At 64.8% G+C, this 21,103-nt stretch carries 19 protein-coding genes and 1 pseudogene; 9 read left to right on the top strand and 11 right to left on the bottom strand.

Annotated elements, in window-relative coordinates; genetic code table 11:
- Positions 1-18: 18 nt before the first annotated feature.
- A complete protein-coding gene (locus tag IVB47_RS11725) occupies positions 19-639 on the bottom strand; it encodes a GNAT family N-acetyltransferase (protein WP_007591919.1) in 621 nt (206 codons plus the stop codon).
- Positions 626-1,243 carry a hypothetical protein gene (locus IVB47_RS11720; protein WP_247461700.1) on the bottom strand — a complete coding sequence of 206 codons (618 nt, stop codon included), beginning with the start codon at positions 1,241-1,243 and terminating at the stop codon, positions 626-628. The genes IVB47_RS11725 and IVB47_RS11720 overlap by 14 nt, the downstream gene beginning before the upstream one ends.
- Before the next feature lie 71 nt (positions 1,244-1,314).
- Here IVB47_RS11720 and IVB47_RS11715 point away from each other — a divergent pair, with 71 nt between their 5' ends.
- Positions 1,315-2,355: a LysR family transcriptional regulator gene (locus IVB47_RS11715; RefSeq protein WP_247461698.1), complete on the top strand. Its 1,041-nt coding sequence runs from the start codon at positions 1,315-1,317 to the stop codon at positions 2,353-2,355.
- 79 nt (positions 2,356-2,434) lie between these two features.
- Here IVB47_RS11715 and IVB47_RS11710 read toward each other — a convergent pair whose 3' ends face one another.
- Positions 2,435-3,574 carry an autotransporter outer membrane beta-barrel domain-containing protein gene (locus IVB47_RS11710; RefSeq protein ID WP_247461696.1) on the bottom strand — a complete coding sequence of 380 codons (1,140 nt, stop codon included), beginning with the start codon at positions 3,572-3,574 and terminating at the stop codon, positions 2,435-2,437.
- Between the two features lie 378 nt (positions 3,575-3,952).
- Here IVB47_RS11710 and IVB47_RS11705 point away from each other — a divergent pair, with 378 nt between their 5' ends.
- Positions 3,953-4,159, top strand: coding sequence for a cold-shock protein (locus tag IVB47_RS11705; RefSeq protein ID WP_007591938.1), 207 nt, complete (start codon positions 3,953-3,955; stop codon positions 4,157-4,159).
- Between the two features lie 96 nt (positions 4,160-4,255).
- Here the strand turns inward: IVB47_RS11705 and purN are convergent, their stop codons facing one another.
- Both purN and purM read right to left on the bottom strand, forming a co-directional pair.
- Positions 4,256-4,909 carry a phosphoribosylglycinamide formyltransferase gene (purN, locus tag IVB47_RS11700; RefSeq protein WP_247286372.1) on the bottom strand — a complete coding sequence of 218 codons (654 nt, stop codon included), beginning with the start codon at positions 4,907-4,909 and terminating at the stop codon, positions 4,256-4,258.
- The gene (purM, locus tag IVB47_RS11695) at positions 4,909-5,982 is read right to left on the bottom strand and encodes a phosphoribosylformylglycinamidine cyclo-ligase (RefSeq protein ID WP_027569697.1); all 1,074 of its coding nucleotides are present in this window, start codon (positions 5,980-5,982) and stop codon (positions 4,909-4,911) included. The genes purN and purM overlap by 1 nt, the downstream gene beginning before the upstream one ends.
- Positions 5,983-6,137: 155 nt before the next feature.
- On the opposite strand from purM, the gene IVB47_RS11690 reads away from it, so the two are divergent.
- The 4 genes from IVB47_RS11690 (at position 6,138) to ppx (ending at position 11,290) form a co-directional block, all read left to right on the top strand.
- The gene (locus IVB47_RS11690) at positions 6,138-6,680 is read left to right on the top strand and encodes a CDP-alcohol phosphatidyltransferase family protein (RefSeq protein WP_027569696.1); all 543 of its coding nucleotides are present in this window, start codon (positions 6,138-6,140) and stop codon (positions 6,678-6,680) included.
- 93 nt (positions 6,681-6,773) lie between these two features.
- Positions 6,774-7,451, top strand: coding sequence for a DnaA/Hda family protein (locus tag IVB47_RS11685; protein ID WP_027569695.1), 678 nt, complete (start codon positions 6,774-6,776; stop codon positions 7,449-7,451).
- A 128-nt stretch (positions 7,452-7,579) separates the two neighbouring features.
- A complete protein-coding gene (locus IVB47_RS11680; RefSeq protein WP_027569694.1) occupies positions 7,580-9,772 on the top strand; it encodes an RNA degradosome polyphosphate kinase in 2,193 nt (730 codons plus the stop codon).
- Between the two features lie 15 nt (positions 9,773-9,787).
- Entirely contained in the window at positions 9,788-11,290 is a 1,503-nt protein-coding gene (gene ppx, locus IVB47_RS11675) for an exopolyphosphatase (protein ID WP_247286375.1), read from the top strand.
- A gap of 59 nt (positions 11,291-11,349) precedes the next feature.
- On the opposite strand, the gene IVB47_RS11670 is transcribed toward ppx, so the two are convergent.
- Together IVB47_RS11670 and ndk are read right to left on the bottom strand one after the other, a co-directional pair.
- A complete protein-coding gene (locus IVB47_RS11670) occupies positions 11,350-12,210 on the bottom strand; it encodes a TerC family protein (protein ID WP_027569692.1) in 861 nt (286 codons plus the stop codon).
- Between the two features lie 44 nt (positions 12,211-12,254).
- On the bottom strand, positions 12,255-12,677 hold the full coding sequence (gene ndk / locus IVB47_RS11665) for a nucleoside-diphosphate kinase (protein ID WP_007591953.1): 423 nt from the start codon (positions 12,675-12,677) through the stop codon (positions 12,255-12,257).
- Between the two features lie 310 nt (positions 12,678-12,987).
- On the opposite strand from ndk, the gene IVB47_RS11660 reads away from it, so the two are divergent.
- The 3 genes from IVB47_RS11660 to IVB47_RS11650 all read left to right on the top strand — a co-directional run bounded on the left by IVB47_RS11660 (position 12,988) and on the right by IVB47_RS11650 (position 15,564).
- Positions 12,988-13,239: a sulfur globule protein precursor gene (locus tag IVB47_RS11660; RefSeq protein WP_247360624.1), complete on the top strand. Its 252-nt coding sequence runs from the start codon at positions 12,988-12,990 to the stop codon at positions 13,237-13,239.
- 217 nt (positions 13,240-13,456) lie between these two features.
- A complete protein-coding gene (locus tag IVB47_RS11655) occupies positions 13,457-13,630 on the top strand; it encodes a hypothetical protein (RefSeq protein WP_247434138.1) in 174 nt (57 codons plus the stop codon).
- A gap of 71 nt (positions 13,631-13,701) precedes the next feature.
- Positions 13,702-15,564 carry an ABC-F family ATP-binding cassette domain-containing protein gene (locus IVB47_RS11650; protein WP_247461694.1) on the top strand — a complete coding sequence of 621 codons (1,863 nt, stop codon included), beginning with the start codon at positions 13,702-13,704 and terminating at the stop codon, positions 15,562-15,564.
- A gap of 159 nt (positions 15,565-15,723) precedes the next feature.
- Here the strand turns inward: IVB47_RS11650 and IVB47_RS11645 are convergent, their stop codons facing one another.
- From IVB47_RS11645 to IVB47_RS11630, 4 genes and pseudogenes are all read right to left on the bottom strand, one after another.
- Positions 15,724-16,689 carry a tripartite tricarboxylate transporter substrate-binding protein gene (locus tag IVB47_RS11645; RefSeq protein ID WP_085352933.1) on the bottom strand — a complete coding sequence of 322 codons (966 nt, stop codon included), beginning with the start codon at positions 16,687-16,689 and terminating at the stop codon, positions 15,724-15,726.
- 165 nt (positions 16,690-16,854) lie between these two features.
- On the bottom strand, positions 16,855-18,309 hold the full coding sequence (locus IVB47_RS11640; RefSeq protein WP_247461692.1) for an HlyD family type I secretion periplasmic adaptor subunit: 1,455 nt from the start codon (positions 18,307-18,309) through the stop codon (positions 16,855-16,857).
- Positions 18,296-20,428 carry a type I secretion system permease/ATPase gene (locus tag IVB47_RS11635; protein ID WP_247408447.1) on the bottom strand — a complete coding sequence of 711 codons (2,133 nt, stop codon included), beginning with the start codon at positions 20,426-20,428 and terminating at the stop codon, positions 18,296-18,298. Before IVB47_RS11635 ends, IVB47_RS11640 begins: the two co-directional genes overlap by 14 nt.
- A 28-nt stretch (positions 20,429-20,456) precedes the next feature.
- Positions 20,457-21,103, bottom strand: a pseudogene (locus IVB47_RS11630) (calcium-binding protein); the annotation flags it as partial.

Here is a 21,103-nt window from a genome sequence, read left to right as displayed (position 1 = left end):
CGCGCAGCTGCACCAGTTTCAACGGCCAGCGAGCGCGACGTCCCGCAGCGGCGACGTCACGGCCCGTCCCGCCGAGGCGTCGAGCACGCCCGGCCGGTCCCAATCGCCCTCGGGTCGGATGATCACGTACGGATCGCTGTCCAGCGTAATGGCATCCGGGCCCGGTTCGATCTCCAGCAGCATTTCCGTGTAGGAGAAGTCGGAGAAAGTGATCTTGCGATTGTGGCCGAGCGGCTTGGCGCCGAAATGGGCCCAGAAATCGACCAGCCGATCCTGCGCCTGGCCGTAGATCTTGCGAAAGCCCTTGCGCTTCACATAGTCGACGCTCGCCTGCACCAGCTTGAACGAGACCCGCGAGCGCCGATATTGGTGCCGCACCGCAAGCCGTTCCACCTTGGCGAAATCGCCGAAGAACCGCACCCGCAGACAGCCCGCAGGCTCGTTGCCGACATAGCCGATGAAATGCGCGGCGACCATGTCGTTGCCGTCGAACTCCTCGTCGAACGGGCAATCCTGCTCGGCGAGATAGACGGCCGAGCGGATCGAGGTGACCAGCATGAGATCGCTGAGATCGCGTGCGAGGCGAATGGTGATGGCGCGGGAATCGGGCTTCGCGAGAGGAATCCTAGTACCGTGCATCTGCAAAACTCCTTGCTTGAATGATCGCGCCCGGCATGCGCATCGGCTGCCGATGCCAGGGCCGCTCGTAGCACCAGAGGTCGGGTTGGAAGCTTGGAACAGGCTCGAATCCTGTCGCCTTCATGATGTCGCGTCCGGCCACGGTTGACGGCTGCGCATAGCAATCCGCGTTGCGAAACCTTAGCTGCCTCAGATGAGCCGCGGCCTTGCCGAGACCGGCGACGCCGCGCCCCGTCGCCGCGATCGCCCAGATGTAGATGGCGGAAACGTCTTCCTTCGCGGACGCGAGATGGCGCGTCTCCGGCGCGGTGAGGCAGATCTCGTCGAGCAGCAGCGCATCATGCCCGCGATCGTTGAGAAACAGGAAGGCGATGCCGCCGACGAGGTTGCCCTTCCGGCTGAAAGTCAGGATGCTCTCGGGATCGAAGGCGAAATATTTTGCAAGCTCCGCCGCCCCGATCCGAACACCCGGCACCAGCCGGTGGGCCAACTGCGAAAGCGCGGCGATTTCGGAAAATTGGGCGCGGCGGACGTCGACATCCGGACTGAGCGGCAGCGCGTCGAAATCATGCCTTGCGGCAAACGAGCCCCTTTCCATACCCATGTCACCCCTCTATCGTTCGCCGCTTTCGTGCCCCGCTATGACCAAGAGCTTAGCGGCTGGGGATCTGGCGTATGCAGCAGTTATTGCACCGGGGTGCTGCGATGATGCAGCACCGTGAAGAAGCCCTGGATATGTCCTGGGACGATTTGAAACTGTTTTTAGCTTGCGCAAAATATAAAAGTTTCCGCAACGCCGCCGAGAAGCTCGGGCTCACCTCCACCACCCTGATGCGCAGGATCGACCGGCTCGAAGAGAGCATCGACTGCAAGCTGTTCCTGCGCGACCAGAGCGGGCTCACGCTCAGCGACGAAGGCAGCGCGATGATCGCCGACGTCGCGCATATGGAGCGTCATGCCTTCAACGTGTTCCGGCGTGCTTCGCGATCGTCGAACGACATGTCAGGCACCGTGCGCGTCGCGGTGACGGAAGGCCCCGGCAATTTCTGGATCCTGCCGCGACTGATCGACTTCCAGAAGACATATCGCAAGATCACCGTCGATCTGCGCTGCGCGATGGAACAGGCCGACGTCGCGCGGCTCGAATCCGATATCGCGATCCAGCTCGAGCCGCCGACCAATCCCGATCTGATCGTCGCCAAGCTCGGCCGGCTGCACATCTATCCCTTCGTCTCCAAGGAGTACGAAAACCTCTACGGCGTGCCCGCGACCCTGGCCGAGCTGAAGAACCACCGCATCATCAAGCAGAGCGCCCCGCAGGTCGACGACGGCGCCTACGCCCGCGTGCTCGGACTGAAGTCGCTCGAGGGCATCGTCGGGATCAAGACCAATTCCTCGGTCGGCGTGCTCTATGCGGTGGAGCGCGGCGCCGGCATCGGGTTCCTGCCGACGGTCTCGATCGCGCTCGGCGCCCCGCTCGTTGCCGTCGATCTCGGCGTCAGCCACCACGCCGATCTCTGGCTCACCTATCACAAGGAGTTCCGCGCCTCCGAGCGCCACAAGATCGTGGTCGATTGGCTGAAGAAAATCTTCGATCCCAAGATCCATCCCTGTTTCCGCGACGAGTTCATCCATCCGAACGCGCTGGCGCCAATGATGACGGCCGCGCGCGAGGGCTTTGGATTGACGGGTTATGTCGCGGCGATGCCGACTTAAAGCTTGAACATGATCTCTTCGGAAAACCGCTTCGCAGTTTTCCAGATCCGGCTCTGGGCGGACGTGGGCAGGCTTCGCCTCACCACCGATATTCGAAGCCGACCGTGCCCTGGTGCGACGTCAGCTCGCTGCGGAACTTGCCGTCGTAGTTGACGTAGAGCCGCGCCGTGTTGGTCAGACTGAGCGAGGCCGAGGCGCCGGCATCCATGCCGTAGCGGCTCTCGCCGATCCCGGGCACGACGATGCTCTGGGTCCCGAGACTGACCTGCACCGATCCCAGGTTCTGATGGAAATTGTCGACGAACTTGCCGTAGGCGGACAGGTCCAGGATCTTCTGGTCGAAGATGAAGTAGCGTCCGACCTCGGCTCCGATCATGACGCGCGCGCGAGAGAGCGCCGTCGAGCCGACATTGAGTGGATCGAGGCCGCCAACCTCCTGGAACGCGACGCTGGTGGCGCGGACATATTCCAGTGCGCCCTTGGGCACGATGCGCATCTGGTCCTTGGTCCAGTAATAGCTGATCTCGGTCAACGCGCCGTCGACTGCGGCGCGATAACCCGCGGTCGCAAGGCCGAGGCCGGTATCCCGGCTGGAGCGGACCTTGCCGAAACCGTGCACCAGCGCGAAAGCCCAGGTCCAGGGGCCCTTGTCGACGGAGCCACTGAAGCCGAGTTGAGTCAGGTCCAGCGTCGCGGACTGGAGCGCGAGCGGAACGTCGATGTCGGTGTGACTCTGGTCGACGGAGAAGCCGAGATTGACGCCCGGTGCGAGCCGCGCGCCAAAGCCCGCGACACCGCCAAAGGTCTTCCGCTTGTCGCCGACAAAGTCTCCTTGCGCATCGGTCCGGACCGAGATGCCGTAGCCCTCGAACCAGGTGCGGTAGCGCGGATCTTCCGCGCTGGCCGATGCGCCGCCGCCGCCGGGATTGGTTCGGAACGCCCGGTTGACGCCGCCAGATGCCTGGTTGCCGAGCCGCTCCAGGAAGTTCGACCCGAGATTGAGCGCGCTGTCGCCGGCCGATTGGTCGTAATTGGTGGAGGTGGCCGACGGCGTGGGAGGCGGTGGCGGTGGCAGCGGCGGGGCGACCTGAGCGAGAACGGGAGCAGCCGTCGTCACCAAGCCAAGCACGATGGCACTCGCGACCTTGGCCGCCGTCCGACGAACCCGGTCTCCGCCAATCACCCGCCGCGTCCCGGAAAGCTGCAATGTGCAGCGCATGACGATGAATCCCAAAGCAAATGGCGGCGCGCAAAAATGCAACACGCGCCACACTGCACGTGACGATTTGTGCTGAACTGCCCCCGAGGGTCAATCGGTCCAGACCTCATCGCCGAGGCGATTGCCCTCGATTGTGGTTCCCCGGCCACAGGTCGTAAATTGCAGATGCCGGCACCCGGCCCGGACTTGAAATTCGCGCGCGGCTTGCTAACGGGCGATTTTCATGTTGCAATATCGGACACAATCGGAATTGGCCGCTCGACTGTGCGTTTCGCGACATTGAGACTCAAGACTCGAACAGACTACCGGAAGCCCGTTTGTGGCGTGGCACGCGAAAAGCGGCCGCGTCGTTTTTGTATCTAGCGGAGGAGACTGAGGATGCCGCAAAAGGGCACCGTCAAATGGTTCAACCCGACCAAGGGATATGGGTTTATCAAGCCGAACGGCAGTGACAAGGACGTCTTCGTCCACATCTCCGCCGTCGAGCGCGCCGGACTCTCCACCCTCAATGAAAACCAGGTGGTTGAATACGACCTCGTGGAGAACCGCGGCAAGGCATCCGCGGAGAACCTCAAGGTCTCCTGACTTCTCTCGCGGTCTGCGCAAGAGATCATGACGTTGCCCCCGGCTCTGCCGGGGGTTTTTGTTTTGGGGATGAGAAGTATTTCGTGCGACGGCGCTTCACCGCACCAACGGCGCAACCAGAAAATTCTCCGACGGCCCGCTGCCCGCGGTCTTGCACACGTCGCCCTCGATCCGGACCTTGCCGGTCGCGAGCAGGCTCAGCGCTGCGGGATAGATGCGGTGCTCGACTTCGAGGATACGCTCCGACAGCGTGTCCGCCGTGTCGTGATCGCTCACGGGCACCGCACCCTGCATCACGATTGGGCCGGCATCGGTCTCGGGGATGACGAAGTGCACCGTTGCGCCGGACAGCTTGACGCCGGCGCGCAAGGCCTGGCCATGCGGGTCCAAGCCTGGGAATGACGGCAGCAGCGAGGGATGGATGTTGAGCATACGCCCGTACCAGGCTTTTGTGAATTCAGCCGTGAACAGCCGCATGAAACCGCCGAGACAGATCAGCTCGATGCCGTGCTGATCGAGCGCTGATTGCAGCACCTTCTCGAAGCCGGCGCGGTCCTTGCCGAACGGCTTGCTTTCGATCACCAGCGTCGTCACGCCGCTCGCTTTGGCCCTTTCCAGCCCCTGCGCGTCGGCCTTGTTCGAGATGACGAGCGAAATCTCCGCCGGGAAATCCGCAGCAGCAGCGGCCCTGATCAGCGCGGACATGTTGGAGCCGCGACCGGAGATCAGGATGGCGACGCGGCGTTTCATCAAAGCGCCAGATCGAGGTGGCCGTTATAGATGACGCGGTGCTCGCCCTCAGCCGGGATCACGGTACCGAGCTGGGCGACGGTCTCACCGGCGTCAGTGAAGACCTCCACGACCTCGTCGACCTTGTCCGGCTCGACGATCGCGATCATGCCGATCCCGCAATTGAAGGTCCGCAGCATTTCGAGCTCGGCGATGCCGGCTTGGGCTGCCAGCCATTTGAACACCGGCAGCACCGGCAGGCGCGCCAGATCGATACCGACACCGAGATGGTTCGGCAGCACGCGCGGAATGTTGTCGGTGAAGCCGCCGCCGGTGATGTGGGCAAGCCCCTTCACCGCGCCGGTCTCGCGGATCGCGCGCAGGCAGGATTTGACATAGAGCCGCGTCGGCGTCAGCAGCGCGCCGCCGAGCGTCATGACAGGCGCAAACGGCGCCTGCGCCCCGAAGCCGAGGCCGGATTGTTCCACGATCTTGCGCACCAGCGAGAAACCGTTGGAGTGCACACCCGACGAGGCGAGCCCGATCACGGCATCGCCGGCGGCGATATCCTTGCGCGGCAAGAGCGTGCCCCGCTCCGCGGCGCCGACGGCAAAGCCGCCGAGGTCGTAGTCGCCGTCCTTGTAGAGGCCGGGCATCTCGGCCGTCTCGCCGCCGATCAGGGCGCAGCCGGATTCGCGGCAGCCTTCGGCGACACCGGCGACGATCGATGCGGTCGCCTCCGGATCGAGCTTGCCGCAGGCAAAATAGTCCAGGAAGAACAGCGGCTCGGCGCCCTGCACCACGAGGTCGTTGACACTCATGGCGACGAGGTCGATGCCGATCCCGCCATGCAGGCCGGTCTCGATCGCGATCTTGACCTTGGTGCCAACGCCATCGGTCGCGGCCACCAGGATGGGATCCTTGAAACCGGCCGCCTTGAGGTCGAACAGGCCGCCGAATCCGCCGATTTCGGCGTCGGCGCCGGCCCGCGCGGTTGCGCGCACCATTGGCTTGATCAGGTCGACCAGGCGGTTGCCCGCGTCGATATCGACGCCTGAATCGGCGTAAGTGAGGCCGTTTTTGCGGTCGGTCATGCCCGATTTCCAGTGGGTTTGCGGCTGGTTACGTCGAATTCCGGGGACGCGCAATGGCTCGCATGGCGCGCCTCCGTATACTATGTAGAGATATCAACCGGTTCAGCCTCCAAAGGGCCGAATTCGAGGTCAGGCCGGGTGCCGGGAAGCGCCGTGTGAGTATACCGAACATCATTACTTTGGGCCGCATCATGCTGGTCCCGATCATCGTCTGGGCCATCGTGTCGAGCCAAATGGAGGTGGCGTTCGCCGTCTTCCTGATCGCCGGGATCAGCGACGCGGTCGACGGCTTCCTTGCCAAGCGCTTCAACATGACGAGCGAGCTCGGCGCCTTGCTCGACCCGCTCGCCGACAAGGCGCTGCTGGTTTCGATCTACATGGCCTTGGGCATCTGGGGCGCGATTCCGCGCTGGATCGTCATCCTAGTGGTCTCGCGCGACATCATGATCGTCGCCGCCGTGATCATATCGTGGCTGTTCGATCGCCCTGTGGAGATGAAGCCCTCGAAGGTATCCAAGCTCAATACTGTGGCCCAGGTGGCGTTCGCAGCGCTGGTGCTGGCCGCCCTCGCCTTCGGCTTCAAAGCCGGTCCTTATGATATCATCCTGATGGGCCTCGTAACGGTCTTCACGCTCTCCTCCGTGTCGCTCTATCTCGTTGAGTGGTTGCGGCACATGAGCACGATCGAGGCCAAGTGAGTTGGGAAGCGGCCCCGTAAAAGGCCAACTCCCGCTCGATGAAGTCGCATCTCGTCAAACGAAGCCGGCACGCCGGCATGGAGCAAAGCAAGCGTGCCAGGCCGCGTTCATCCCCGACAATTGGCGTTTTCGCTTCCGCATGCGGAGAGCCTGAGCCGGGACAATTTCCTCGAAGGCCCCGTTAATGCCGCCGGTCTTGCCCTCATCGACGCCTGGCCGGAATGGCCGAACCGGATCATGTGGCTGGCCGGCCCGGAAGGAAGCGGCAAGAGCCATCTCGCCGCGATCTGGGCCGAGGCTTCAGGCGCCCGCTCGACCACGGCCAATGGGCTGACCGCCGAAGCCGTCCCGGCTGCGCTCGCCACCGGCGCGCTGGTGGTCGAGGACCCCAAGGCCAGGGAATTCGATGAGCGCGCCCTGTTCCATCTGATGAATCTGGCCCGCGAGGACGGCGCCTACGTCCTCTTCACCGGACGCGAGGCGCCCGCTTCTCTCGAGATCGAGCTTGCCGACCTGCGCTCGCGGCTCCGCGCCGTCCCTGTTATCTCGCTGCTGCCGCCTGACGATCAGCTCTTCCGCGGCCTGATCGTCAAATTCTGCGCCGACCGCCAGCTCGCGGTGGACGAGAGCGTGGTCAGCTACCTCGCCACTCGCCTGGAGCGGTCCTCGGCCGCCGCCCGACGGGCTGTCGACCTGCTGGACACCGAGGCCCTGCGCCTTGGCCGTCCCGTCACCCGGGCCCTGGCAGCCGAGCTGCTCCGTGATGTCTGACCAAGGCGGCTTGACGCGGCCGGGCGGCGGAACATCAATGTCATCGAAACGTCATCGCTCTAACACATGCTCCCGCGGGTTTTGCGCGTAAGTCGCAAATTGGGGCGAACTGGATGGATCGACTTCTGATGGACTCTGCGCAAGCTGTTGAAGTTAAAGAAAAAGCCCCGGAAGCCGAAGGCCCGCCGGCGATCGCATCGAGCCCCGAGCGGTTCATCAATCGCGAGCTGTCCTGGCTGCACTTCAACCGCCGCGTCCTGGAGGAATCGGTCAATCCCAGCCACCCCATGCTGGAGCGGGTGCGATTCCTGTCGATTTCAGCGAATAACCTCGACGAGTTCTTCATGGTCCGCGTCGCCGGCATTAAGGCCCAGGTGCGCGAGGGCATTGCCGAGCGCAGCCCCGACGGTCTGACCCCGTCCGAGCAGCTCGCGCTCATCAACCGGACCGTCTCGCAGCTTGCGTCCGACCAGCAGGCAATCTGGCGCGACCTGCGCGGCACGCTCGCCGACGAGGGCATCGTGCTGGTCGAGGGCAAGGAAGTCACCAAGGCGGAACGAACCTGGATCGAGGACTACTTCCTCAGCAACGTGTTCCCGCTGCTGACGCCGCTCGCGATCGACCCGGCCCACCCCTTCCCGTTCATTCCGAGCCTCGGCTTCACCATCGCGCTCCAGCTCACGCGCGCCGCCGACGGCAAGCAGATGAACGCGTTGATCCGCATGCCCGGCAAGATCGACCGCTTCATCCGCCTGCCGGCCGAGGGCAAGGTCGTCCGGCTGATCTCCCTGGAGCAGGCCACCGCTCTGTTCATCAACCGCCTGTTCCCCGGCTACAATCTGCACGGCCAGGGCGCATTCCGCGTCCTCCGCGACTCCGAACTCGAAATCGAGGAAGAGGCCGAGGATCTCGTCCGCCTGTTCGAGACGGCGCTGAAGCGCCGTCGCCGCGGCTCCGTGATCCGACTCGAGATCGACGCCAAGATGCCGGAACAGCTGCGCAGCTTCGTGCAGCACGCGCTGTCGACCGCCGACGACGAGGTGTTCCTGGTCGACGGCGTGCTCGCCATGAACGAGCTCTCGCAGCTCACCCGCCTCGACCGGCCCGACCTGGAATTCACCCCTTATGTGCCGCGCCATCCCGAGCGCGTGCGCGAGCAAGGCGGCGACATCTTCGCTGCGATCCGACAGAAGGACCTCGTCGTCCATCACCCCTACGAATCCTTCGACGTCGTGGTGCAGTTTCTCCAGCAGGCCACGCGCGACCCCGACGTCGTCGCCATCAAGCAGACGCTCTACCGCACCTCCAGCAACTCGCCGATCGTGCGTGCGCTCGTGGAAGCCGCCGAAGCCGGCAAATCCGTCACCGCGCTGATCGAGCTGAAGGCCCGCTTCGACGAGGAAGCCAACATCCGCTGGGCGCGCGACCTCGAACGCGCCGGCGTGCAGGTCGTCTACGGCTTCCTCGAACTGAAGACGCACGCGAAACTCTCGATGGTGGTGCGCCGCGAGGGCGGCAGCCTCACGACCTACGTCCACACCGGCACCGGCAATTACCACCCAGTGACCGCGCGCATCTACACCGACCTCTCCTACTTCACCTCGGAGCCGACCATCGGCCGCGACGCCGCGCGCGTGTTCAACTTCATCACCGGCTACGCCGCGCCGAGCGATCTGGAAAAGATGGCGGTCTCGCCGCTGACCTTGCGCAAGCGCATCATCGAGCACATCCAGGGCGAGACCGCGCATGCGCGGCACGGCCGGCCTGGTGCGATCTGGATGAAAATGAACGCGCTGGTCGACCCCGACATCATCGACGCGCTCTACGAGGCCTCACAGGCCGGCGTGCAGGTCGAACTCGTGGTGCGCGGTATCTGCTGCCTGCGACCCGGCATTCCCGGACTGTCGGAGAACATTCGCGTCAAGTCGATCATCGGACGATTCCTCGAACACGGCCGAATCTACTGCTTCGGCATGGGCCAGGGCCTGCCGAGCGCGAAAGCGGCTGTGTATATCTCCTCGGCGGACATGATGCCGCGCAACCTCGACCGCCGCGTCGAGGTGCTGTGTCCGCTGCAAAATCCCACGGTGCATCAGCAGGTTCTCGAACAGATCATGGTCGCGAATCTCAAGGACAATGAACAGAGCTGGCAATTGTTGCCGGACGGGTCCTCAACGCGTATGAAGACCGCGAAGGGCGAGGAGCCTTTCAACGTCCACAACTACTTCATGACAAATCCGAGTCTGTCTGGCCGTGGTAAGTCGCTCAAGGAATCCTCGCCGCGCCGCCTCACGCGCCGTAATGAACGTCATCAATCCTGATCCGGGATCGTCGACGTGAAGCGGCCGCGCAAGCGCGGCTCGAGCGTCGCCGTCATCGACATCGGCTCCAACTCGGTCCGTCTCGTCGTCTACGAGGGACCGACGCGGAGCCTCATTCCGATCTTCAACGAGAAGACGCTGTGCGGGCTCGGCCGCGAGGTGCAGAGCACCGGCTTGCTTGCGCCCGACGCCGTCGACAAGGCGCTGACCTCGCTCAAGCGCTTCCGTGCGCTGTGCCGGGTGATGCAGGTCGGACGGGTGTTTGCGATTGCGACCGCCGCCTGCCGCGACGCCTCCAACGGCGCCGACTTCATCGCGAAAGCCGAGCGCATCTGCGCGGTGAAGATCGAGATCCTGTCGGGCCCGCGCGAGGCGCGGCTGTCGGCGCTCGGCGTGATCTCCGGCATTCACCATCCCGACGGCATCGTAGGCGACCTCGGCGGCGGCTCGCTCGAACTGATCGATGTGCGCAAAAACACCGTGCGCAGCGGCGTGACGCTGCCACTCGGCGGCCTCGCACTGCAGGACCTCGCGCATAAATCCCTGAAACGCGCCGACCGCATCGTGCGCGAAGCGCTCGACGGGGTGCCACAGCTCAAGGCAGGGAGCGGCCGCAGCTTCTACGCCGTCGGCGGCACCTGGCGCGCGCTTGCGCGCATCCACATCATCCAGAGCGGCTATCCGCTCCAGGTGATGCACGGCTATTCGATTTCAGCGGCCGAGGCGCTCGATTTTTCGCGTCGTCTTCGCCGGCTTGCGGCCGCCGGCATGCTCGCCGACATCGAGATCGTCGCCGATGCCCGGCGCCCGCTCCTCACCTATGCCGCACTGGTGCTCGAGCACATCATCCGGGTGGCGAAGCCGAAGACCATCGTGTTCTCGACCTTCGGCGTGCGCGAGGGCCTGCTGCACGAGAAGCTGCCGGAGTCCGAACGCAACAAGGACGGGCTGATCTGCGCGGCCGAGGAGCTGAACCAGCTGCTGTCGCGTTCGGCCAAGCACGCGCGCGAGTTGATCGCCTGGACCGACCGCCTCGCCCGCGTGGTGAAGCTGCGCGAGACCGAGGAGGACCGCCGCCTGCGCCACGCCGCGTGCCTGCTGTCCGACATCGGCTGGCGCGTGCATCCCGACCATCGCGGCGAGCAGACGCTGAGCCTCGTCGTCAACGGCAATTTCGGCGCGATCACCCACACCGAGCGCGCCTTCGTCGGCCTGTCCGTGTTCTATCGCTATGCGGGGCTCAGCGAGGAGAACCAGCCGCCGGTCGCCATGCAGGAGCTTCTGACGCCGGCGCAGCTCGAACGCGCCCGCCTGCTGGGCGCGGCCTTCCGCGTCGCGCATCTGATCTCGGCGGCGCGCCCGGGCGTCTTGCCTGCGACGCATTTCCGCAGCGTGGGCCGCAAGCTGTTGCTGGTGTTCGAGCACCGCCTCGGCGATCTCGTCGCGGACCGCGTCGGCAGCCGCTTCCGCGCGCTCGCCCGGCTGATCAACCGCGCCGGCTCGATCGTGCGGCGCTAGCGCATGATCCGGAAAAACGTGAAGCGTTTTTCCGGAAAGATCATGCTCGAAAGATAAGCCTATTCCGCCGAGGCCTTGGCGTGGCGTTCGGATGACTCCAGCGCGGCTGCGCTCATGCTGCGGCGGCGCCAGATGGAGCCGACGACCAGCACGACGACGACGCCGAGAGCTGCGCAGAGATATTCGCCGCCTCCGCCGCCATGGGCGAATTGCGGCGGGATGCGCAAGGCGCCGAGCATGTTGTCGAGCGAGGCGCCGAACGGACCGTCGAACAGCGTGTGCAGCCTCGGCGCGATGCCGGGATCGGTCGCGATCACCTCGCCCGCGATCCAGCCGAGCAGCGCCGCGCCGGCCCACACCAGAACCGGGAGCTTTGCGAGCAGCGCCATGATCAGCGCCGCACCGGCGACGATCAAGGGCACGCTGATGGCAAGGCCGAGCACCAGCAGGGGCGCACTGCCATTGGCGGCCGCGGCCACCGCAATGACGTTGTCCAGGCTCATGACGATGTCGGCGACGACGACGATCTGCACGGCCTGCCACAGATGCGAAGCCGACTCGACGCCGTCCTCGTCCTCCTGTTCCGGCACCAGCAGCTTTGCCGCAATCACGATCAGCGCAAGACCGCCGACCAGCTTGAGGTACGGCAGCTCCATCAGGCTCGCGACGATGCCCGTGAAGATGATCCGCAGCAGCACCGCAGCGCCGGCACCGAGGATCATGCCCCACAGCCGATGCCGCGGCTTGAGGCCGCGGCAGGCGAGCGCGATCACCAGCGCATTGTCGCCGGACAAGAGGATGTTGATCCAGATGATCTTGCCGACCGCGACCCAGAAGGTCGGTTCGGCCATCTCAACGCGGAACTGGGTGAAGAATGCCCCGATCGTAGCGGGATCGAAGATCTGCCAGAGCCAGTTCACACTACGTCCTTTCGCCGCGTCTCGTTACCTTATCGGCCGACGGATCAGCCGACGATCTCGTTGCCCGAGAAGAACTGCGCGATCTCGATCGCGGCGGTTTCCGGCGCATCCGAACCGTGCGCGGAGTTCTCGCCGATCGACTTTGCGTAGAGCTTGCGGATGGTGCCGTCAGCCGCCTTGGACGGATCGGTCGCCCCCATCACGTCGCGATACTTGGAGACGGCACCCTCGCCTTCCAGCACCTGGACCACCACGGGGCCCGAGGTCATGAAGTCCACGAGCTCACCGAAGAAGGGGCGCGCCTTGTGGACCGCATAGAAGGTCTCGGCCTGTTCCTTGGTCATGCGGATGCGCTTCTGCGCGACGATGCGCAGGCCCGCCTTCTCGATCACGGCGTTAACCGCACCGGTAAGGTTACGCGCGGTGGCGTCGGGCTTGATGATCGAGAAGGTGCGTTCGATGGCCATGATCTTGTCCTTGAAGAGAAAACGGTGGTTCGGAGTTGCCGGGCTTATATCGGCGCGTTCGCGATACGGCAAGCGACCGCCAAAACCGACTCGTGGGCGCTTCGCCGCAGGCCAAGTGCCCGAATTCCAACATGGATTACGACGATTTCACCCAAATGAACCCAATCTGAAGGCCTCGTCAGGGTTTGGTTCAGCCTCGCTCGGATAACCTCAGGTCCATCGAAACCAAAGCCTCTGCCCGAGGCGGACCGTTTCGGCGGCCTTTCCATCGACGCGATAGCCCCGCGCCGGCAGTTTTGAGGAGATCACCATGTTGAGGAAACTTTCGCTCGCCGCGGTCGCCGTGGTCGCGCTTGGTGCCGCGCTGGCGCCGACCTCCGCGTCCGCTCATTGGCATGGCGGCTGGGGTCATGGCGGCGGCGGTGGCTGGCATCACGGCTGGGGCGGACCGCGGTTCTATGCCGGCGGCCCCGTCTCCTACGGCTATGGCGGCTGCTATGTGCGCCGGCTGGTCCCGACCCCCTGGGGACCCCGCTGGCGGATGATCAACCGCTGCTACTGAGCCCGACAGCACCTTTCCAAAGCTACCTGAGCCCCAAGGTACCTTCCAAGCGAAACCCCGGCGTCCCCCAGCGCCGGGGTTTTGTATTCGGAGGGGGCCATTGCGCGGCTTCACACAATTTTTGCTAGAATGCCGCGCAATCGCCGCGAGTGGCGAAACCATTTGGGGGCCAAGGACTTGGTACCGTGTCGCTTCTTTGAGAACACGGAACCCTGCGATGGTTAGCCTTTTCGCCGACGACAGCGAGCAAATCGACCGGCGCACCAGCCGCTCGATCCGCGATGCGGTGGGCGAACGGCTCCAGCAGAGTCTGCGCCCCGAAGCCAGGCTACCGACGCACCTCGAGCAACTCCTCAATGAGCTGAAGCAGCGCGACCGCGATTCGCACTGAGTTGACGAGCACTGGCCCGTGGACACGGAAAAACGGGTTGCGTTTGATCGCGGGTGCGGTGACAAGGCCGCATGCTTGCCATCACCGACCTCTCCATCCGCCTCGCCGGACGCCTTCTGATTGACCAGAGTTCCGTGCAGATCACGCCCGGATCCCGCGTCGGCATGGTCGGTCGTAACGGCACCGGCAAGTCGACCCTGTTCAAGGTGATCCGCGGCGAGCTCGCCGCCGAGCACGGCACGGTGACCCTGCCGCCCCGCTGGCGCGTCGGCAGCCTCGCGCAGGAAGCGCCGAACGGCCCCGAGAGCCTGATTTCGGTCGTGCTCAAAGCCGACCTCGAACGCGACGCGCTGCTCGCCGAGGCCGAGAGCGCGACCGACCCGCACCGGATCGCCGAGATCCAGACCCGGCTGGTCGACATCGACGCGCATTCGGCACCGAGCCGTGCCGCCGCCATCCTTTCCGGCCTCGGCTTCTCCGCCTCCGACCAGCTCCGCCCCTGCGCCGAATTCTCCGGCGGCTGGCGCATGCGCGTTGCGCTCGCCGCAACGTTGTTCGCGGCTCCCGACCTGTTGCTGCTCGACGAGCCCACCAACTATCTCGACCTCGAAGGCACGCTGTGGCTGGAGGATCATCTCGCACATTATCCGCGCACCGTGATCGTGATCAGCCATGACCGCGATCTCCTTGAAAGCTCGGTCGACCAGATCCTGCATCTGGATCGCAGCAAGCTCACGCTTTACAAAGGCACCTACTCCTCCTTCGAGGAGCAGCGCGCCATGCGCGAGATGCTCGATGCCAAGGCGGTCAAGCGCCAGGAAGCCGAACGCGCGCGCCTGCAGGCCTTCGTCGACCGCTTCAAGGCCAAAGCCTCGAAAGCTCGCCAGGCGCAGTCCCGTGTGAAAATGCTGGAGCGGCTGAAGCCGATCACGGCGCTGGTCACCCAGGACGTACGCGAGATCAGCTTTCCCGCGCCGGAGAAAATCCTGTCGCCGCCGATCATCGCCGCCGACAACGTCGTGGTCGGCTACGATCCGAATACGCCCGTACTGAACCGCGTCACCTTGCGCGTCGACAATGACGACCGCATTGCGCTGCTCGGCTCCAACGGCAACGGCAAGTCGACGTTGGTCAAACTGCTCGCCGGCCGCCTCGCGCCGTTCTCGGGCAAGGTGACGCGCGCGGACAAGCTGTCGATCGCCTATTTCGCGCAGCACCAGCTCGACGAACTGAACGAGGATGCCTCGACCTACGACCACGTCCGCAAGCTGATGGGCGAGGCGCCCGAAGCGAAAGTACGCGCCCGCGCCGGCGCGATCGGCTTTTCCGGCAAGGCGGCCGACACCAAGGTTGGAAAATTGTCGGGCGGCGAGAAGGCGCGGCTCCTGCTGGGGCTTGCGACCTTCTTCGGCCCCAACATGATCATCCTGGACGAGCCGACCAACCATCTCGACATCGACAGCCGCGCAGCGCTCGCCGAAGCCATCAACGAATTCCCCGGCGCCGTCATCATGGTTTCGCACGATCGCTATCTGATCGAGTCCTGCGCTGATCAACTCTGGATCGTCGCCGACCGCACCGTGACCAATTACGACGGTGACCTCGACGAATATCGCCGCCTGGTGCTGTCCGCGCGCAATGGCGAGCCCGCCCCGCGCGAGCGCAGCGCCGCGAGCGAGAAGCCGCAGCGTCCGAGATCGGACAATCGCGGCTCGCTGAAGAAACGTATCGCGGAAGCCGAAACCGAGATCGCCCGCGTCAGCGCGATCATCAGCAAGATCGACACTGCTCTGGCCCTGCCCGACATCTTCACCCGCGACCCCAAGCAGGCCGCGCAACTGTCGAAAGCACGCGCCAATGCGGCCGACGCGCTGGCGCGCGCCGAGGAGCAGTGGCTCGAGGCGAGCACGCAGTTCGACGAGGCGGCGGGTTGACGCCTCCACGACCGGGCCGACATCAAAATCGCCAAAACAACCCCATGCACAGTACCGGTATTTTGCTACCCGGTGATTAGCTTTTGAATGGACTGATCTTTACCGTGGTGACTTAGCCCGCTCACGCAGCGATGTCGGCACGAATTGAGCAGAAACGGCTCAGTCCGCGAATTGGCCGGCTGCCTTGATCATCGGAGCCCAGCGGTCGACTTCACTCGCGAGCATCGCGGCCAGCGCTTCCGGCGTCGCCTTCTCCTGCGGGACCGGCTCCGTGTTGATGTCGTTGAACCGGGCGATCAGCGTGGAATCCCTAAGGGCGGACTGGAGCGCCGCGGTCAGCTTCTGAACGACCGCCGGCGGTGTGCCCTTGGGGGCATAGATGCCGTGCCAGACACCAAGTTCGAAGCCTTTGAGGCCGGCCTCGTCGGCCGTCGGCAGATCGGGCAGGCTCTTCAGCCGCTCCTTGGTGGTGATCGCATAGGCCTTGACCTGCTTCGACATGATCGGGCCGGTCGTGTTCGTGGCCTGGTCGCAGGTGAGATCGATCTGCCTGCCGAGAAGATCGTTCATGATGGGGCCGTTGCCCTTGTAGGGCACCGCGGTCAGCTGCTTCTGGATCGCCGTCATGAACAGCATGCCGCAGAGATGCGACGCCGCGCCGAGTCCGGCATTGGCATAGGTCAATTTGTCGCCCTGCTGTTGGGCGTAGGCGACCAATTCCTTCAGCGTGTCGGCCGGAAAATCCGGACGCGCGATGATGGTCATCGGCGCATTGGTCACAAGCCCGATCGGCGCAAAGGCCGTCTTCGTGTCATAGCTGAGGTTGCGGTACAGTGTGGCGGCGGTCGAGAGGCCGACATGATGGATCAGCAGCGTGTATCCGTCGGGCTGGGCTCGCGAGGCGCGGGTCGTGGCGATGGTGCCACCGGCGCCGGGCGCGTTCTCGACGACGACCTGTTGGCCAAGCGATTTCGCCATGCCTGCCGCGGTCAGGCGAGCAATGGTGTCCGTAGGTCCGCCGGCGGCGAACGGCACCAACATGGTGACGGGCCTGATCGGATAGTCCTGGGCGAGCGCCGCGCCAAACGGCAGAACCAGAGCCGATACGAGGGCAATGAGCCGCATGCTTTCCTCCAAATTTTTTGCTTGCTCCTATGTACGCATTCCGGGCTGCGCGGCCACACCAAAACGACTTCATCGAGAGCGGAGCGCCCGCGGCATGGAGTAGCTGCCGAACGCCTGATCGGCCCTCAGCGCGCCTCGCGAAGCTTCGTCGGCAACAGGCGGGAACTAGCGCTCCCGCATGATCTCGTGCCGGTAGCGCTGCAGGGGCGACAGGAGATAGGTCAGGATCGTGCGCGAACCGGTCCTGATCTCGACGGTCACTGCCATCCCCGGGGACAGATTGACGAGGCGGTCGTCCACCTGCATCTGGCTGCGATCGAGCGAGATGCGGGCGCTGTAGCTCAACTCCTGCCCGCTGGGCTCGCTGCTGTCGCGTTGCGTCCCAAGCGCACGGTCGCTCCCGCGCTCCTGGGGCCGGTCGCGGATGATGGCGTCCTGCGAGACGCTCACGACCTGGCCCGCGAGAAGGCCGTAGCGGGTGAAATTGAAAGTGTCGATCTTGATGGCGGCGCCCTGCCCGGCCTCGACAAATCCGATATCGCGGTTGGAGATCATCGCCTCGATCTCGAGCCGCGTATCGGTCGGCACGATTACCAGCAGCGACTGCGCGGGCGTGACCACGCCGCCGACAGTGTGGACCGCGAGCTGCTGCACGACGCCGTCGACCGGCGACGTCAGTTGCTGAAGCCTCGTCCTCTGCTGCGCCTTGATCAGATCGCGTGCGACGCCATTGGCTTTCTGTTCGCTCTTGGCAAGCTCGTCGGAGAGACTTTTCCTGTACTCCGCCAAGGCCTGGATGCGGGTCTCCCGGATCGCGGCGACGGCCGCCTCGGCCTCCTTCAAGCGGCTGCTCTGGACGCGAAGCTCCTCCTGCTGCTCGATCTGGAGCTGGAGGGTCTCATAGTAGGTGAGCTTCGAGCCGATCTCCTTCTCCATCAGCGTCTTGCGGATCTCGACACGCTGCTGGGTGACCGGCAGCAACGCATCAAGCTTGTGAATCGCCGCCGCAATCGTCTGATGTTCGGCCTCCTTCTGCGCTTCCTGACGCGCCAGCGCCGCGAGCTTGGCCCTGTTCTCGCTGACCTGATTGGCGAGGAGCTGCCGTTGCGTCGCGACCAGCATGGGATCGGCGTCCTCTGGTACGACGAGATCGGCGGACACCTCTTCGCCGCCCGCCAATGCGGCGCGCAGGCGCGCAACGTTGAGCCGCTCGGCCATGAGATCGTCGTGCAGACGATCGCGCTCTGCGGCGTTCACGGTCGGATCGAGCTCGATCAGCAGGTCGCCCGATTTGACCGATTGACCGTCCTGCACGTGAATGGCGCGCACCACGCCGGTCTCGAACGGCTGGACCACCTTGCTTCGCCCGCTCGACACGACCTTGCCGGTTGCGGAGGCCACGATGTCGATCGTGCCCCAGGCCGACCAGGCCAGCGCTGCGCAGACAAGCAGCATCAGGACCAGGGCGATGGCGCGGCCGATCGGCGACGGCGGTGTTTCCGTGATTTCCAGCGCCGCCGGCAGAAAGGCGACTTCCTCGGCGCGCCGGCCCTTTCCATTCCGGAACGGGATCACGGTCTGCTCCGGACGAGCGGCCGGCACAGTGCTAGCCGACCTCATAAATGCCTCCCTGGAGACGATGCAGGGCGGCGTAGCGGCCGCCGGTCTTGATCAGCGCATCATGCGTGCCGTCCTCGACCAGACGGCCGCGTTCCAGGGTGAAGATGCGATCGGCGCCGCGGACGGTGGACAAACGGTGCGCGATGATCAGGACGGTGCGGCCTTTCGCGATCTCCTTCATGTTGTCATGGATGATCCGCTCGCTTTCATAGTCGAGTGCGCTGGTGGCTTCGTCGAAGATCAGGATCCGGGGATTGCCTACCAGCGCACGGGCGATCGCGATGCGCTGGCGCTGCCCGCCCGAGAGCGTCGAGCCGCGCTCGCCCACCATCGTATCGTAGCCCTCAGGGAGCTCCAGAATGAAATCATGAGCGCCCGCCAGCTTCGCCGCGTCGATGATGCGGTCCATCGGCAGGCTTGGATCGGCCAGCGCGATGTTGTCGCGCACCGACCGGTTGAACAGCATGTTGTCCTGGAGCACGATTCCGATCTGCCGACGGAGCCCGGCCGGGTCGGTCGTCATCAGATCCATTCCGTCGACCAGCACGCGGCCGCCTTGCGGAACGTAGAGCCGCTGCACCAGCTTGGCGAAGGTGCTTTTGCCCGAGCCGGACGATCCGACGATGCCGACGGTTTGTCCGGCTGGAATGTCGAATGAGACATCGTGCAGGATCTCCGGCCCATCGGGCCGGTAACGGAAAGAGACGTGCTCGAAGCGGATGTTGCCCCGGATCGGCGGCAGCCCCGCGCGGGCGGCGGAGTAAGCCGGCTCCGCCGCGCTGTTGAGGATGTCGCCGAGCCGCGCGATCGACAGTCGCGCCTGATGAAAATCCTGCCAGACCTGCGCGAGCCGCAGCACCGGGGCCGACACCCGCCCCGCGAAGATGTTGAAGGCCACGAGCTCGCCGACCGTCAATGCGTCACCGATCACCAGCCTGGCTCCGACATAGAGAATGGCGGCAGTGACGACCTTACTGACGAGCTGCACCAGCTGGCTTGCCGTGTTGCCGAGGCTGGTGACACCGAAGCTCGCCGAGACATAACCGGCGAGCTGCTCTTCCCAGCGGCGCTGCATCTGCGGCTCGACCGCCATCGCCTTCAGCGTTTCGATGCCGCTGACGCTCTCGACCAGAAAGGCCTGGTTCTCGGCGCCACGGCGGAATTTCTCGTCCAGCCTGCGGCGAAACAGCGGCGTCGCCACGGCCGAGATCGCGATGTAGAACGGGAACGATGCGAGCACGATAAAGCTCATCTGCGCCGAATAGGCGAACATCACAGCCAGGAACACCGAGGTGAAGACCAGGTCGATGAGAAGCGTCAGCGACGAGCTGGTGATGAAATTGCGGATGTTCTCGAGCTCTCGGACCCGGGCCACGGAATCTCCGACGCGCCTGGCCTGAAACCAGGCCATCGGCAGCGCCAGCAGATGGTGGAACAGGCGTGCCCCGAGCTCGACGTCGATGCGGTTGGTCGTGTGCGCAAACAGGTAATTGCGCAGGATCCCGAGTACGGTGTCGAACAGGGAGACGACGACGAGGCCGATGACGAGGACGTCGAGCGTGGACAGCGAGCGGTGCACCAGCACCTTGTCGATTACGACCTGGAAGAACAGCGGCGAGACCAGCGCAAAAAGCTGGAGGAAGAACGAAGCCGCCAGCACCTCGCCCAGCAGCCGCCGGTATTTGCCGATCGCGCCGATGAACCAGGTGATATCGAACTGCCGGCCGAGGTCGGACAGGCCGGCGCGCCGGACCATCAGGATCAAGCCGCCGTCCCAGATCGCGCACAGCTCGTCGCGATCCATCAGCACCGGGCGCTGCGCCTCCGGGGACTGCACCAGCACCTTGTCGGCGGAGGCCTTTGCGATGACCATGAAGCCGCCGTCCCGCAGCATTGCGATCGCAGGCAGCGGGGTGTCCGACAGACGGCTCCACTGCGTTCGGTAGGTTCGCGCTTTAAGTCCGAGAGACCTGGCGCAGCGGACGATATCCGCTGCGCCGAAACTTGCCGCGCCGAGCCGGTGCCTGAGCTGCTCGCGATCGGCCGCAACGCCTTGCAGATGCAGCAGCGTCAGCAAGGCATCGAGCCCCGTATCGGCGGAGACCGCGTTGGTCGTCATGAGCGTTCTCCAGGCCGCAGCGCCAGCTTCAGGCGTGCTGGGGCGGTGCGAGCACCTGGCTCTGCGCCGCGTGCGGATCGGGCAGCGGCATCTCGCCATTGCCCTCACCTGCCGGGACGAAGCTCGCCGCCATAGCCTGGTTGAGCAGCATCGCGGCCGCGAACGCTCCGCCCTGGATGACGACGTTGTTGCCGGTGCCGCCGTCCAGGATGTCGAGGCCGCCCCCGCCGATCAGCACGTCATCACCGGCACCACCCGCCAGCGTGTCGTTGCCGGGGCTGCCGATCAGCACGTCGTCGCCGTTGCCGCCATTGGCAACGAGCTGGATGCCGCCGTGCAAGCCGGAAGCGGTGATGACGTCATCGCCATCGAGACCGTTGATGACGATCCTGTCGCCCGCGCCGGCATCGGTGATGTTGATGTCCTGGCCAAGCCCCGACACCGTGATAATGCCGTCGTGCTCGGTCACCGTGATGACGTCGTTGCCGCCAGTTGCGTTGATGGTCACGGTATCCGCGGCGCCGTCATTGGCGCCGAGATCGAGGTCGATCTGGCTGACGCCGGTGCCGGAGAGGTCGCCGACGGTAATGTTGTCGGCACCACCGAGGGCATTAAAGTCGACATGCTCGACCCCGTTCAGGTCCATCGCGATGGCGGCAACATCTCGCGTGAACA

This window comes from Bradyrhizobium sp. 62, from assembly GCF_023073035.1.
Lineage (GTDB): Bacteria > Pseudomonadota > Alphaproteobacteria > Rhizobiales > Xanthobacteraceae > Bradyrhizobium.
The sequence above is the reverse complement of the archived record's forward strand: the minus strand, read 5'-3'. Positions and strand labels throughout refer to the sequence as shown.